Annotated in this window: 15 protein-coding genes; all 15 read right to left on the reverse strand. The window is 59.1% G+C overall.

Annotated elements, in window-relative coordinates:
• Window positions 1-176: 176 nt before the first annotated feature.
• Complete coding sequence (locus EJL02_RS01585; RefSeq protein ID WP_125114658.1) at window positions 177-677, reverse strand: hypothetical protein; 501 nt, start codon at window positions 675-677, stop codon at window positions 177-179.
• 45 nt (window positions 678-722) lie between these two features.
• Window positions 723-2147: an Asp-tRNA(Asn)/Glu-tRNA(Gln) amidotransferase subunit GatB gene (gene gatB / locus EJL02_RS01590; RefSeq protein WP_125114659.1), complete on the reverse strand. Its 1425-nt coding sequence runs from the start codon at window positions 2145-2147 to the stop codon at window positions 723-725.
• A 15-nt stretch (window positions 2148-2162) separates the two neighbouring features.
• Window positions 2163-3632 carry an Asp-tRNA(Asn)/Glu-tRNA(Gln) amidotransferase subunit GatA gene (gene gatA, locus EJL02_RS01595; RefSeq protein WP_125114660.1) on the reverse strand — a complete coding sequence of 490 codons (1470 nt, stop codon included), beginning with the start codon at window positions 3630-3632 and terminating at the stop codon, window positions 2163-2165.
• A 16-nt stretch (window positions 3633-3648) separates the two neighbouring features.
• Window positions 3649-3936: an Asp-tRNA(Asn)/Glu-tRNA(Gln) amidotransferase subunit GatC gene (gatC, locus tag EJL02_RS01600; RefSeq protein ID WP_125114661.1), complete on the reverse strand. Its 288-nt coding sequence runs from the start codon at window positions 3934-3936 to the stop codon at window positions 3649-3651.
• 1 nt (window position 3937) lies between these two features.
• A complete protein-coding gene (ligA, locus tag EJL02_RS01605; protein ID WP_125114662.1) occupies window positions 3938-5926 on the reverse strand; it encodes an NAD-dependent DNA ligase LigA in 1989 nt (662 codons plus the stop codon).
• A gap of 65 nt (window positions 5927-5991) precedes the next feature.
• On the reverse strand, window positions 5992-6684 hold the full coding sequence (gene yunB, locus EJL02_RS01610; protein WP_125114663.1) for a sporulation protein YunB: 693 nt from the start codon (window positions 6682-6684) through the stop codon (window positions 5992-5994).
• Between the two features lie 87 nt (window positions 6685-6771).
• A complete protein-coding gene (locus tag EJL02_RS01615) occupies window positions 6772-8703 on the reverse strand; it encodes a bifunctional 4-hydroxy-3-methylbut-2-enyl diphosphate reductase/30S ribosomal protein S1 (RefSeq protein WP_125114664.1) in 1932 nt (643 codons plus the stop codon).
• The gene (locus tag EJL02_RS01620) at window positions 8700-9287 is read right to left on the reverse strand and encodes a lysophospholipid acyltransferase family protein (RefSeq protein WP_125114665.1); all 588 of its coding nucleotides are present in this window, start codon (window positions 9285-9287) and stop codon (window positions 8700-8702) included. Before EJL02_RS01620 ends, EJL02_RS01615 begins: the two co-directional genes overlap by 4 nt.
• Window positions 9284-9964, reverse strand: coding sequence for a (d)CMP kinase (cmk, locus tag EJL02_RS01625; protein ID WP_125114666.1), 681 nt, complete (start codon window positions 9962-9964; stop codon window positions 9284-9286). Before cmk ends, EJL02_RS01620 begins: the two co-directional genes overlap by 4 nt.
• Before the next feature lie 3 nt (window positions 9965-9967).
• Entirely contained in the window at window positions 9968-11197 is a 1230-nt protein-coding gene (locus EJL02_RS01630) for an NAD(P)/FAD-dependent oxidoreductase (RefSeq protein ID WP_125114667.1), read from the reverse strand.
• Window positions 11194-12063, reverse strand: coding sequence for a MurR/RpiR family transcriptional regulator (locus EJL02_RS01635; RefSeq protein ID WP_125114668.1), 870 nt, complete (start codon window positions 12061-12063; stop codon window positions 11194-11196). The genes EJL02_RS01630 and EJL02_RS01635 overlap by 4 nt, the downstream gene beginning before the upstream one ends.
• An 84-nt stretch (window positions 12064-12147) precedes the next feature.
• The gene (locus EJL02_RS01640) at window positions 12148-12873 is read right to left on the reverse strand and encodes a pseudouridine synthase (RefSeq protein WP_125114669.1); all 726 of its coding nucleotides are present in this window, start codon (window positions 12871-12873) and stop codon (window positions 12148-12150) included.
• 24 nt (window positions 12874-12897) lie between these two features.
• Window positions 12898-13983 carry a D-alanyl-D-alanine carboxypeptidase family protein gene (locus tag EJL02_RS01645; protein WP_164510230.1) on the reverse strand — a complete coding sequence of 362 codons (1086 nt, stop codon included), beginning with the start codon at window positions 13981-13983 and terminating at the stop codon, window positions 12898-12900.
• Between the two features lie 73 nt (window positions 13984-14056).
• Window positions 14057-14488, reverse strand: a complete 432-nt coding sequence (gene ytfJ / locus EJL02_RS01650; RefSeq protein ID WP_125114671.1) for a GerW family sporulation protein — start codon at window positions 14486-14488, stop codon at window positions 14057-14059.
• Entirely contained in the window at window positions 14481-15131 is a 651-nt protein-coding gene (locus EJL02_RS01655; RefSeq protein ID WP_164510231.1) for a DUF2953 domain-containing protein, read from the reverse strand. Before EJL02_RS01655 ends, ytfJ begins: the two co-directional genes overlap by 8 nt.
• Window positions 15132-15134: the final 3 nt, after the last annotated feature.

Raw genomic sequence — 15134 nt, forward strand, 5'->3', positions numbered from 1 at the left:
TCCTTCTCCCCCTTTCCACCGACGCTTTTCCCTTGGTTACCCCCATTATAGCACGCCCCTCCCCGAAAAGCAAACATTTGTTCGATTTTTATCCTGCATCATTCTTCCATTCTTGGGGCATGATCGCATACAAAAAAGCCTGAGGGCAACTCCCTCAGGCTTTTTCATTCGTTTATTCAAGTATCCAGTTCGCAGCAATACAACGTATTGGTGTCGGTATCATACAGGCCCACTGTAAAATTGAAGGAGGCCCGGTTCAAAATATCCGCACCGGTTGCCTTGCCCGGCTCCACTTGTCGGTCGATCAAGCGGTAATAGCCGTTCTGGATCGCAGGCACCAGTGCTTCGCCGTCCTCATCCGTCAAAAACGGACCCGTGCTGCTGGTTTCGTCCGATATCCCGTAAACCAGCGTCTGCACGGTTTCATCCAGCGGAAACGGCTTCCACGCGGCATCCGCTTTGATCTGTTTGATCATCTCGTCGCCGTCATAATGCAGGACGACATAGGAAACACCGTCGCCGTTGCCGCTGTGCGTGTCCATGCTGGACATCGTGCTGCCCGTGGAAGCATCCACCCCCAATGCTTCCGACACCATGTCCTGCGGACTCTGCGCGCCGCAGGCGGCCAGCGAAAAGACGAAAACGAGAACAATCCCTATCCAACCTAACTTTTTCACCGCAAGCACCTCCGCTTGTCCTGTGCGAAAAACGCAGGCAGCCGCTTAGAGCTTGGCAAGCTCCTGCGCGATCAGCTTGTTGATGATCTTCGGGTTGCCCTGACCCTTGGAGGCCTTCATGCACTGGCCCACGAGGAAGCCGGTGACATTCTTGCCAGCCTTGAAGTCTGCAACCGCCTTTTCGTTCTTGGCGATCACGTCCTGTACGATCGCGAGGATCGCGCCCTCGTCGGACACCTGCTTGAGGCCCATGCGCTCAACGATCGCTTCGACCGTCTCGTCGGTCTCGAACATGCTCGGCAGCACCTTTTTGCCTGCCGCGCCCGAAATCGTGCCGGCCTCGATCAGCTTGACCAGATCGACCAGCTTGTCCGCGGTCATCTTGGTATCCGGCAGGTCCACACCCTTGTCGTTGAGGTACTTGGAAATGTCGGACAGGATCCAGTTCGCCGCCGCCTTGGGCTTGACCTGCTTTGCCGCCGCGTCGAGCAGCTCCGCCTTGGCAAAGTTGTCCGAAAGCAGGCGCGCTTCCATCGCGGTCATGCCGTACTCATTGAGGTAACGCTCATAGCGCGTGATCGGCAGCTCGGGAATCTCGCTCTTGATCTGATCCATCCACTCGTCCGAAATCTCGACCGCGATCAGGTCCGGATCGGGGAAATAACGGTAATCCTGCGCGTCCTCCTTGGTGCGCATGACCGTGTTCTTGAGCTTGACGTCGTCCCAGCGGCGGGTCTCCTGCTGAATCTCACCGCCGTTTTCCACGACCTCGATCTGGCGGGCGATCTCATAGTCGATCGCGCGCACCGCGCCCGAGAAGGTGTTGATGTTCTTCATCTCCACGCGCGTGCCCAGCTCCTCCGAGCCTTCCGGACGGATGGAGACGTTGACGTCGCAGCGGATCGAGCCTTCCTCCATCTTGCAGTCGCAGATGTCGAGGTAGGACAGCGTGGTCTTGATCATTTCGAGGAATTCCTTCGCTTCCGCCGAGGAATGCAGGTCGGGCTTGGTGACCATTTCGATCAGCGGTACGCCGCAGCGGTTGAAGTCAACGACCGTGCCGTCGATCTCGTCGTGCAGCAGCTTGCCCGCGTCCTCCTCAAAGTGAATGCGCTCCAGACGGCAGGACTTCTTCTCGCCGTCCACATAGAAGAACACCTCGCCGTTTTCGCAGATCGGCACATCGAACTGCGAAATCTGGTATGCCTTGGGCAGGTCAGGATAAAAGTAGTTCTTACGGTCGGCCTTGCACAGCTGGTTGATCGTGCAGCCGGTCGCCAGGCCCATCTTGGCCGCGTAGTGTACCACCTGCTTGTTCAGCACAGGCAGCGCGCCCGGCATACCGGTGCAGACCGGGCAGGTGTGGGTATTGATCGGTGCGCCGAACGAAGTCGAGCACGAGCAGTAGATCTTGCTCTTGGTGGACAGCTCCGCATGCACCTCAAGGCCGATGACAGCTTGATATTTCATTTGTCTATTCCTCCCTTACAGTGCCGCGATGATGTTCTTCAGGCCGGACGCCTGCTCGAATGCAAGGCCCGCGTCGAGCAGCTTCTGCTCGCCGAAGCGCGGCCCGATCAGCTGCATACCGATCGGCATCTTGTCTGCGTCAAAGCCGCAGGGCTGCACCAGACCCGGCAGACCCGCGATGTTGACCGATACCGTGCAGATATCGCCCGCATACATCTCGAGCGGATTGGTCGTCTTGGAGCCGATCTCATACGCCGTGGTGGGCGCAACCGGCGTCAGGATCACGTCGCACTTTTCAAACGCGTTTGCAAACTCCTCGCGGATCTTGCGCTGCGCCGCGCGCGCCTTCTTATAGTAAGCATCATAGTAGCCGGAGGACAGCACATAGGTGCCCAGCATGATGCGGCGCTGTACCTCCGCGCCGAAGCCCTCAGAACGGCTCTTGGTGTAGAGCGCGATCAGGTCGTCGCCCGCATTCGGCGTACGGTAGCCGTACTTGACGCCGTCAAAACGCGCCAGATTGGACGATGCCTCAGCCGACGACAGAATGTAGTAAATCGGCAGCGCATATTCAACCAGCGGCAGCGAGATCTCAAACACCTCTGCGCCAAGGTTCTTGTAAGTCTCGGCAGCGGCAAGCACGCTCTCGCGCACTTCATCCGAAATGCCCGCACCGAAATATTCCTTGGGCAGGCCGATCTTCATGCCCTTGATATCCGCGTTCAGGTTTGCACGGGTCGAGCCTTCAAACGGGGTCTTGACCGAGGTCGAATCGTGCATCGGGTCGTGGCCGGTGATTGCGTCGAGCAGCATCGCCACGTCCTCCACCGAACGGCCGAACGGGCCGATCTGGTCGAGCGAGGAAGCAAATGCGATCAGGCCGTAACGGGACACCGCGCCATAGGTCGGCTTGAGGCCGACTACGCCGCAGAAGGATGCCGGCTGACGGATTGAGCCGCCGGTATCCGAACCGAGCGCCAGCGGGACTTCGCCCGCCGCAACGACCGCCGCCGAACCGCCGGACGAGCCGCCCGGTACTCGGTTCAAGCCGTGCGGGTTATGGGTCGGGTGCGCGGCCGAATTTTCGCAGGACGAACCCATTGCAAACTCGTCCATATTCGCCTTGCCGGTCATGACCACGTCATTCGCCGCCAGCTTTTCGATCACCGTCGCGTTGTACGGCGGCTTGAAGTTGTACAGCATCTTGGACGCACAGGTGGTCAGCGTCCCTTTCGTGCAGATGTTGTCCTTGACAGCAACCGGGATGCCCGCCAGCGCGGACAGTTCTTCGCCCGCGGCGCGCTTCTTGTCCACCTCGGCCGCCTGCGCCAGTGCGGATTCCTCCGCGACCGTCACATAGCCCTGCACCTTGTCCTCGACCGCCTTGGTGCGGGCAAAGACGTCCTGCGCCAGCTCCACTGCGGAAATTTCTTTATCGGCGAGCATTTTGGAAAGCTCGGCCGCTGTTTTTTCAAAAAGTGCCATTGTTTTCCGTTCCCCCTTATTCTACCACGCGCGGTACGGCTACGCCGCCTGCCTGAAAGTCCGGCGCGTTCGGCTCGATGAGCTGATCGGGCGTGTATTCCTGCACGACCACGTCCTCGTGGAACGCATTCTTGCGCTCGGTGTTGATCACGTCCGTGATATCGCCCAGATCAAGCTCCGCGAGCTTGTCCACCATGCCGACGATGCCCTGCATGTCGTCCGCGAGACGGTCGAAAATGCCGCCCGTCGAGTCCAGACGCGCAAGGGACGCGATGTGCTCAATTTCTTTTCTGGAAATTGCCATGTCAAAGTTCCTCCTGCTGTATCATATTTTTGAATTCTTCCTCTGTTAAGACCGGGATGCCAAGCTCAGCCGCCTTTTGCAGCTTGCTGCCCGCGTTTTCCCCGGCCACCACATAGCTTGTTTTCTTGGAGACCGACCCGGCCGCCTTGCCGCCAAGTGACTCGATCAGGTCGTTGATCTCCTTACGGGTATAGAGCGTCAGACTGCCGGTCGCGACGATCGTCTTGCCGGCAAGCAGATCGCTTTTGGCGGTTTTTTCCCCGATGAAGTTGACGCCCGCCGCACGCAGCTTTTCGATCAACTCTTTCGACTGGTCGAGTTCACGCCACGCCGCGATGCTCTCGGCTGTGGTCTGGCCGATATCGCGGATCTCGGTCATTTCCTCGACCGACGCCGCAAGCAGCGCGTCCAGACTGCCAAAATGATTGCTTAGGATCTTGCCCGCCTTCTGCCCTACATGCCGGATGCCGAAAGCAAACAGCAGCCGCGACAGATCGCGCGTTTTGCTCGCTTCGATGCCACGAATCAGATTGTTTGCCCAAGTGTCCACCTTTTTGCCGAGCGGCAGTAGCTGCTCGACCGTCAGGTCATACAGGTCGGCGGCGGATTTGACCAGTCCCGCGTCGATCAGCTTTTGCAGGTTGCCTTCGCCGCAGCCGTCGATATCCATCGCGTCGCGCGAGGCAAAGTGCATCAGGTTGCGCAGCAGCTGCGCCGGACACGCCGCACCCGTACAGCGGATGGCGGCCTCCTCCTCATCGTCGTATACCGGCGCGCCGCACACCGGACAGAACTTCGGCATTTCATACGGCTGCGCGTCCACAGGGCGCTTGTCGAGCGCCACTCCGATAATTTCCGGGATAATCTCGCCCGCCTTGCGCACCGAAACCGTATCCCCCACCCGCACATCGAGCTGGCGGATGAAGTCGCGGTTGTGCAGCGTCGCACGCGATACAGTCGTGCCCGCGAGCCGCACCGGTTCCAGCACCGCATTGGGCGTCAAAACGCCCGTGCGTCCGACCGAAATGATGATATCCTTGAGTAACGTCTGCTTGACTTCGGGCGGGTACTTGTACGCCGCCGCCCAGCGCGGGAACTTGGCTGTCGAACCAAGCGTCTGCCGCTGTGCAAACGAATTGACCTTGACCACCGCGCCGTCGATGTCGAAATCCAGATCACCGCGCGTCTCGCCCATGTTCTCGATCTCGCGCTGCACGTCCGCCGGGTCGGTATAGACCGGATAACGCGGGCTGACCGGAAAGCCGAGCGACTTGAGGTAATCGAGCGACGCCGTGTGACTGGTCAGCGGCAGCTCGTCCGCATTCTGGATGTTGAAGCAGAAAATAGACAGCTTGCGCTGTTTTGTGATTTTGCTGTCCTTCTGCCGCAGCGAACCCGCCGCCGCGTTGCGCGGATTGGCGAGCAGCGGCTTTTCGTGCAGCTCAAGTTCGGCGTTCAGCGCATCGAACACGGACTTTTTCATATACACCTCACCGCGCACGATCAGGTGCGGCGGCGCGTTTTCCAGCTTGTGCGGAATATCCTTAATCGTCTTGAGGTTGGCGGTCACGTCCTCGCCGACCTGTCCGTCGCCGCGCGTCGCGCCGCGCACGAACACGCCGTCCACATACTCCAAGGCAACCGAAAGGCCGTCGATCTTATACTCGACCACATATTCCGCCTGCCCGACCGCGCCTTCGACGCGGCCGTAAAATTCGGCAAGCTCGTCAAAGGAAAACACATCCTGTAAGCTCTCGAGCGGATAGGCGTGCGTGACCTTGGCAAACCGGCCGGACGCCGTGCCGCCGACGCGCTGCGTCGGCGAATCCACATCCGCATATTCCGGATGCGCAGCCTCCAGCGCGCGCAGCTCACGCTGCATCATATCATATTCGTAATCCGAGATCTCCGGTGCATCTTCGTTATAATATTTTTCATTGTGATACCGCAGCTTTTCACGCAATGCGGTGATCTGCCCGAGGGCATCCATGCAAGCACCCCTTCATATTCCAATACAGAATATAGTATACCAAATTTTTGCCCCATTCGGAAGTATTATTTTCCGTTTTCCGACGAATTATCATAATCGCTGACCTCACCAAGCAGACCGGAACCCAGATCGTCGATATAGGTATACCGTTCGGGCACGGTGCCCACGATCACCGTGTCGGTGACCGGGTAGCTCGTGACGATTTCGCGGTCTTCCCCGCCCAGCGGCGTCAGGATGCGAAAGCCCGCATGGATCTCAATGATGATGTTATGCCGCGTCTGGTTGATGCCCGCCGCGGAAAAGGCGCTGACGAACTCGGCCTCCATCTGGGTCAGGCCAGCCATGCCGATGTCCACCGACGGTCCCATGCCGGTAAAGAAATTCGGCGCAAACACCGTGCCGAGCGGCACTTCGACGGTCGTCTGCTCCAGATCGCTCAGCCGCTCAAACAGGCCGTTGACCAATTTTGCCTTGATCTGCCCGATCGCGATCACATCCGTGCGCAGTGCGGTAACGTGATTTTCGCTGTCCCGCTCCAGAATCACCATATTCTCATAGGTTTCAGGATCGGAAAAGACCTCTTCCTGCATCAGGTTGTTGATCTCCTGAATCGCGCTGTCCTCACAGACGTTGGTGGCGTATTCCATAAAGATCTGCCGCATCCGCACAGTCGCCAGCACGCCCGCAACCACTATCACCAGCAGCAACGCAAACAGCCGCAAGCCTTTCCGTTTTCTGCGATATCTGCGCCGGCGCATACGCCCACCCCTTCCGGGACAATATACGCGCCACCCAAACAAAAAAGAAGCACCCGCTTTAGGGTGCTTCTTTGCATTTGTTCGGAATTACTCCTCGTCGTACTCGTCGCCAACCAGCAGCGCACGGATGGACAGAGAAACCTTCTTCTTCTCATCGTTGATGTCGATGATCTTTGCGTTCACCATCTGGCCAACCTCGAGCTCATCCTCGGGCTTTGCAATGCGGTGATCCGCGATCTGGGAAATGTGGATCAGGCCGTCCACACCCGGAACGATCTCAGCAAACGCGCCGAACGGCATGAACTTGAGGATCTTGACCTCAGCAACGTCGCCCACGCTGTACTTGGACTTGAATACGTTCCACGGATTGTCCTCCTCGCGCTTGTAGCCGAGGGAGATCTTCTTGTTTTCCTTATCCAGACCAATCACGAACACCTTGACCTTGTCGCCAACGTTGACAACTTCGGACGGGTGCTTGATGCGGCCCCAGGACAGCTCGGAAATGTGAACCATGCCGTCCACACCGCCGATGTCAACAAACGCGCCGTAGGAAGTCAGGGACTTTACCGTGCCTTCGTACTCGTTGCCAACCTCGATGGTGCTCCAGATCTTCTCGGCAGCAGCCTTGCGGGCTTCCTGCTGGATCTGACGGATCGAGCCAACCACGCGCTTGCGCTGACGGTTGATCTCGGTGATATAGAAGGACTGCTTGGTCTTGACCAGCTGGCTCATCGGCTGATCCTTCGGCACGCCGGTCTGGCTTGCCGGGATGAATACGCGCACGCCAAACGCCGTAGCAACAACGCCGCCGCGGTTCTCTTCCACGATGGTGCCTTCCACAACGGTGTGCTCCTCATGAGCCTTCTCGATGGTCTCCCAGCCCTTGAGCTGGTCAACGCGCTTCTTGGACAGGGTAACCGTGCCCTCGCCGTCGTTGACGCGAACAACAACCGCCTCGATCTCATCACCCGGATGGATGTTGGCAGCTACGTCGTAGTTCGGATCATCCGACAGCTCGCTGATCGGGATATACGCAGTGTGCTTGACGCCCAGGTCCACCTGTACGTCGGTCGTGGACACTGCGACAACGGTACCGGTGACTTTCTCTCCTGTATTTAAAGTCTTGAAGGACTCTTCAAGCATTGCAGCAAAATCCTCGCCATTTTCGATTTTCGTTTCTTCGCTCATCATGTTACTGACCTCCTTAATTATCCATGCCGGTGTCGATGCCCCTGCTGTGATCCCGACGCGCCCATCCCGGCAGAGCTCCTGCGTCGTAAGCTCCGCGGCGTCCTCGATAGAAAGCACATTGCTGCACAGCGATCGGCTGATCTCATACAGCCGTTTTGTGTTGGAACTTTTCTTGTCGCCGATCACAATCATTTGATCCGACGCACCGGCAAGCAGACGAGCCTCCGACTGACGCTCATCCGTCGCTTTACATATTGTATCAAAAATTTTGAGGTTTGTACACCTTTTTTTTATCAGACCGACGGAAATATTCCAAATTGCCCGATTGACAGTGGTTTGCGCGACCACGGCAAGCGGCCTGTCAACCATCTCAGGCTGCTCGGTAAACGCCCGCGCCTGCGCCTCGCCCTCGAGTACGACCGACGCGCCGCACCATCCCTGAATGCCGACAACCTCCGGATGCCCCGCGCTGCCCAGAATGACGATCAAGCGTCCGTCCCGGCTTTCCTGATCGACAATGCGATGGATTTTCTGGACAAACGGGCAGGTGGCGTCAAATACCTCGCAGTGTTTCGCTGCGAGCGTATCATAGACCTGCCGCGGCACGCCGTGCGCGCGGATGAGCACCTTGGCTCCGTCCGGGATTTCCTCCAGCGTCTGCGCGGTGCGCACGCCGCGCGCTTCCAGCCGCCGGATCTCATGCATATTGTGGATAATCTCGCCGTAGGCGTAGATCATGCCGTTTTTGCCGGCCTGCTGCTCGGCCAGATCGACCGCGCGGCGCACGCCAAAGCAAAAGCCGGCGGTTTTTGCAACTGTAACACTCATACCTGTTCCTTCAGCGCGTAAATCCGATGCAGAATATCATCCGCGATCACGCCGTAATCCTTTTCCTTGGGGTCCGGGCGGAACGGCTCACCGATGACAACGGTCGCCTTGCACCGAAAACCCTTATTTTCCGTGATGTACATCGGCAGGACCGGTGCGCGGGTCTTGACCGCCAGCATCGCCGCACCCTTCTTGGTCTCGCCCTCGGCCGCGCCGCGCGTACCCTGCGGGAAAATGATCAGCTTCTGGCCGCCGCGCACCGCGCCCAGCGCGGTCTTGATTGCCGTGATATCCGCGCCCTCGCGATCGATCGGGAACGCACCCAGCGCCGCAATCAGCCATGCAAATATTTTTTTGCCCTGAAACAGTTCTTTTTTGGCCATCAGGCGCAGCGGCGTCATGTGTCCCAGCGCGATCGCCGCAAACGGCGGATCGGACAGCTGCACATGGTTGGGGCAGACCACACAGCCGCCCTCCGGAATATTTTTCCGGCCGATCACCTTATAACCGAAATAAATGTGAAAGCCAAGCGCCACAAACGGCACCGCGATCCACTGAAACCAGCGATGGAATTTGAATTTCATCTGTTCTCCTCCGTTTTTTCCCGAATGATGCGCAGCACCGCCTGAATACTCTGTTCCAGCGTCAGCGCGCTCGTGTCCAGCAGCACGGCGTCCTCCGCCTGCCGGAGCGGCGCAACCGCGCGCGTCATGTCCTGATGGTCGCGCTGCCGGATATCGCGCAGCACCTCGTCCAGCGTCACCTGCTGGCCCTTTTCGCACAGCTCCAGATATCGTCGCTGCGCACGCGCTTCGGCCGACGCCGTCAGGAAGATCTTGACCGGCGCGTCCGGCAAAATGACCGTGCCGATATCGCGTCCATCCATCAGAATATTGCCGTTTTTCGCCATATCCCGCTGGGTATCGAGCAAAAACTGCCGCACCTCGGGCACAGCCGACACCTTGGAAGCATACTTTGCGATCTCAGGCGTGCGAATGGCCTCGGACACGTCCTCGCCGCACAGCAGGATATGCTGCGCGCCGTCCTCGTACCGGATGGCAAGCTCGACCTCGGGCAGCACCGAAACGATGCCCGCCGTATCGTCCCCGGAAATGCCCTTGCGGCACACCGCAAGGCCGATTGCACGATACATCGCGCCCGTGTCCACATACACATAGCCCAGCTGCGCCGCCGCCGCGCGCGCAACCGTCGATTTGCCTGCGCCCGACGGACCGTCAATGGCGACCGAAATGTAACCCAATCCCTATTCCTCCTTCTGCGCAGCGGACAAACCGGCCAGCCGGCCGGTAGACCACGCAATCTGCAAATTAAAACCGCCTGTGTAGGCGTCTACGTCCAGCACCTCGCCCGCAAAATACAGGCCGGCGCATTTTTTCGATTCCATGGTTTTGGGGCTGACCTCGCGCACATTTACGCCGCCCGTCGTCACGATCGCCTCCGCGATCGGGCGCTTGCCCGACACTGCGACCTCAAAATGCTTGAGCGTGTGCAGAAGCGAGGCGCGCTGTGCCTTGGTGATGCTGTTGACCTTTTCATGCGGGTCAATCCCGGACATCTGCACCACCACGGGAATGATCTTGCGCGGCAGCAAATCGCCCAGCGCATTGATGAAATCGCTGTTCTTATGCTTGTCAAAATCGCTCAGCAGCCGCTTGTCCAGCGTCTTCTCGTCCAGCGCAGGCTTGAGGTCAATCTCGGCGCAATACTCTTTGCTGCCAAAGTGCCGCATATGCGCGGACGCGGACAGGATCAGCGGCCCGGACAGACCAAAATGCGTAAACAGCATCTCGCCGAACTCGGAAAATATCTTTTTGTTGTTCTCAAACACGGTCACCTGCACATTGCGCAGGCTAAGCCCCATTAATTCGCGGCAAATATCGCCAGCCTCAACCAGCGGCACGAGCGACGGATTGGGCGGCACGACCGTGTGCCCTGCCTGTTTGGCAAAGCGGTAACCGTCGCCGGTCGAGCCGGTCTGCGGATAGGACGCGCCGCCGGTCGCCACGATCACGCGGTCTCCCGCGTAGGTCTTGCCGCCTGCGCGCACGCCAGTGACCTGTCCGTCCCGGATGTCCAGCTGCTCCACCGTTTTCTGTATGATTGTAACACCCAGACGTTTGATCCAGGTAAAAAGTGCGTCAATAATATCCGCGGATTTGTCCGAAACCGGGAAAACACGGTTGCCGCGCTCGGTCTTGAGCGGTACGCCGTGTTTCTCGAAAAACGCCATCACATCCGTGGGCGAAAAGCAGTCCAGTGCAGAATACAAAAACCGCGGATTGACGGGCACATTCTGCAATACGCCCTGCGCATCGCAGTTGTTGCACACATTGCAGCGGCCCTTGCCGGTGATGAACAGCTTGCGGCCGACCTTTTCATTTGTCTCAAACAGCGTCACATGCGCGCCGCTTTCCGCCGCGGTCCCCGCGGCCATCAGCCCGGCCGCGCCGCCGCCGACTACCAGTATGTTCAATTCACGTCGTCCTCCGGCTTTTCGTATACATCATATTCTTCCCAGATGCGCTCGAGCTTGTTGAAGGTCTGCTCGATCTCATCGCGGCGGCTCATGCCAACCGCCACGATCAGCGCATTGATGACCGAAAGCGGCGCCACCAGCGAATCGACAAAGCTCGCCATATCGCTGCGCGCGAGCAGCAGATGGTCAGCCACACGCGCCAGCGGCGACAGCCGCGAATCGGTCAGCGCGATCACACGTGCGCCGCGGTCGCGCGCATACTGCATCGCGCTGAGCGTGCGCTTGGAATATCGCGGGAAGCTGACGCCGAGCACCACATCGCCCGGCCCCACGCGCAGCACCTGTTCAAAAATCTCGCTGACGCTGTTGGTATGTACGAGCGTCACGTTTTCAAACAGCAGGTTAAAATAAAACCCGACAAAGTTCGACAGCGCGCTCGACGAGCGCACGCCGAGAATATAGATCCGTTTCGCCCCGATCAGCGCATCTACCGCGCCCTGAAACGCGTCGCGGTCAATTTCGTCCAGCGTCTGCCGGATCATATCCATGTCCGCGTGCAGCACGGTTTGCAGTACGTCACGCCCGCCCATGCGGTCGCTCGACACCTCCATGCGCTGCACCGAGGTCAGCTTGTTGCGGATCATCTCCTGCAAGGCGCGCTGCAAATGCGGATAGCCGTCGTATCCCAGTTCGGTCGCAAACCGCACCACGGTCGATTCGCTCACGCCGACGGTCGTGCCCAGACGGCTCGCTGTCATAAACGCGGCCTTGTCATAATGCTCGAGAATAAAGCGCGCGATCTGCTTCTGCCCCTTGGAAAAGCCGGGCAATTCGCTCTGGATTTTGTTGATCAGGTCGTTCATGGTTTCTCTCCCCTGGCATGCAAAACCTGCATTTTGCCGTTTCTATTGTAAGCGGTAGTCACGAAAAATGCAAGATGTTTTGCATCAATCCTGCAAATTTGCAGCAATATCCTGCAAATATGCCAGTTCGTCCGCGGTCAGGTCGCGCCATGCGCCGCTTTTCAGATGCGGGTCGAGCGGCAACTCTCCAACCGCCACCCGCTTGAGGCGACGCACCTCCAGCCCGCACTGCTCGCACATTTTGCGGATCTGACGGTTGCGACCCTCATGGATGGTCAGGCGCAGCTTGGCGCTCTGCTCATCCCGCTCCAAAATGACGACATCCGCCGGGCGGATTGCATATCCGTCGATCGTCATCGGTTCGGACAGACGCGGGATATTGTCCAGCCGGCCGCGCACGCGCACCTCATAATGCTTTTCCACCTCATGCCGCGGATGGGTCAGCGCGTTGACCAGATCCCCGTCGTTGGTCAGCAGCAGCAGTCCTTCCGAGTTATAGTCCAGCCGCCCAACCGGCACCACGCGCGCGCTGCAATCCCGCACCAGATCCGCCACGGTCTTGCGGCCGCGCTCATCGTGCATGGTCGTCACATAGCCGCGCGGCTTGTACAGCATCAGATAGCGTTTTTCCTCGGCCATGCCGATCGGTTTGCCGTCCACCTGAATTTTGTCGCGCCGCAGATCCGCACGGTCGCCCAGCGACGCCGCGTGGCCGTTGACCACCACGCGTCCCTCCAAAATCCAGCGCTCCGCTTCCCGGCGCGAGCACAGCCCCGCCTGCGCGAGCAGCTTTTGCAGTCTCTCTTCCACTTGATGTCCTCCATCCTCATTCTGTCAATCTTCTCCGAACAGACGGTCCCAGATCCGTTCGGTCAAGCTTTTTTCCTCAGGCGGCAGCAGCACCGCGCCGCCGTAGACCAGTGTATCGTCCGCCAGCGCCTTCCCGTCCAACCGATATTCAATCCGTCCGGCAGACGCGCTCTGCACCACCGGCGCATAACAGATCCGTTCGCCGTATCGCACGGTCTGGATGCGTTCGCGCTCTCCGGGCAGCAGGTAGGCCGTCACCGTATTGCGCGCCACCAGCGGCACGGTATCCGCGTTGCCGCCGAACACCTGCTGCTGCATGATTGTATCGCCCGCCTCGTGCAGGGTCACCTGCTCATACTGGGCAAAGCCCTGGTCGAGCAGCGCCATATGATCGTTCCAGTCGTCTGCGTCGTTGAGCGTCACGACGATCACCGTGCGGCCATTTTTCTCCGCTGCGGACACCAGACAGCGTCCCGCCGCCTTGGTATATCCGGTCTTGACGCCGATCGCGCCGTCGTACATGCTCAAAAGGCGGTTATGGTTGGTGAACGTGCGCTGCCCCACGGTATAACTCTCGGTCGATACGATCTGCCGGAACACCGGATCGCGCAGCGCTTCGGCCGTCATCACGGCCAGCTCGCGCGCGGTGGTGTAATGCGTCTCGCTCGGCAGGCCGTTCGGGTTGTCGAAATGTGTGTTCGTCAGCCCGAGGGCCGCTGCTTTGTCGTTCATCTTCTGCACAAACGCTTCCAGACCGCCGCACTCGCCCGCGATCGCCACCGCCGCATCGTTGCCCGATTCCAGCATCAGACCGTATAGCGTATCGCGCAGCGTAAGCGTTTCGCCCTCCTGCAAATACATGGACGAGCCTTCCACCTGCGTATATTCCTTGCGGACCTTGTATTCCCGGTCGAGATCGCCCTCGCCGAGCGCCACGAGCGCCGTCATGATCTTGGTCGTGGACGCCATGGGCAGACAGGCATCCGCATTGAGCTCATACAGCGTCTCGCCCGTGTCCGCGTCAATCACGATCGCCGCCTTAGCGCTGACCGCGCCCGCGGCAGGCAGACACAGCACGCAGCACAACAGGCCGCACAGTAGTTTTTTCACGTTCGCATCTCTCCCCTGCATAACAAAACCTACTCAGCATTTCAGTGAGTAGGTTTTGCGGAGAAACGCGGCCTTATTCGTCGGTTTCCGGTGCGGACGGCTGGCTCGGCTGCGCCTTTCCCTTGTAGCCCTCCACAAAGCTGGAAACCTTGTTAATCGCACCCGGGATCATCTCAACCAGGCGGTCCACCGTCGTGGAGGCCTGTGCGTTGACGCCCAGAATATTGGCGCTGCCGTCGCGTCCGATAATCAGAAAGCAGACCGGCGATACGGTCACGCCCGCGCCGCCGCCGCCGCCAAACGCCAGCGGAGCGCCGGAAGGCATATGCTTGGGGGCAAAATCACTGCCGCCCGAGGCAAAGCCGAAGGTCACCTTGGACACCGGGATGACCGTCGTGCCGTCGGCCGTGGTGATCGGCGTGCCGATGATCGTGTTCACGTCCACCATTTCCTTGATCTTGGCCATGGTTTCGGTCATCAGATTGCTGATAGGATGCTCACTCATGTGTTATCGCCTCTTCTTTCTTTATCAGTCGTTTATACATTCGATACAGTTCCCCACTATGCCGCAGCAGGCACCACAGCAGCCGCAGCGGACGCAGCGAACAGAACACGGTAAACGCCCATTCGGTGTGGTCGGCCTCGAAATCCGCGTCCACAGCTGCATGATAGTCCTTCATCTCAAAAGTATTCTCCAAAAACGGGACAATCATGCCGGTCAGCGCCGCGGAAGTGCCCAGCAGCAGGCCGGTTTTTGCCGCGTCGTCCGTCCCGATCACCACGCGCACGCGCAGACGGCTGATGCGCAGCGTATCGGTCAGTTCGCCCAGCAGACGCAGCGCCAGATCCGCGATTTCCCACACATCCAGCGCTTCCCGGTTGAGGGAATACTTGTACTTTTTCTTCTTTGGTTTTTTCTTCGGCTTGGGTTTGCCCTGCTGCGGTGCAGGGGCCGTTTTTTTCTTGACATGCCGGGGCGGCGGCCAAACCGGAAACCGGATCTTGCCGTACCGGATTTCCACGCTCACATCCCCGTTGACCCCAACCGCTTCCACGCCCGTGCGCACGCACAGCAGCAGAAGGCAGACCACAAACAGCGCCAGCAGGATGCCCAGCAATACCGCCAGGATACCGAGTATTACCGACATGGG

It is taken from the genome of Agathobaculum sp. Marseille-P7918, from assembly GCF_900625105.1.
Classification (GTDB): Bacteria; Bacillota; Clostridia; order Oscillospirales; family Butyricicoccaceae; genus Agathobaculum.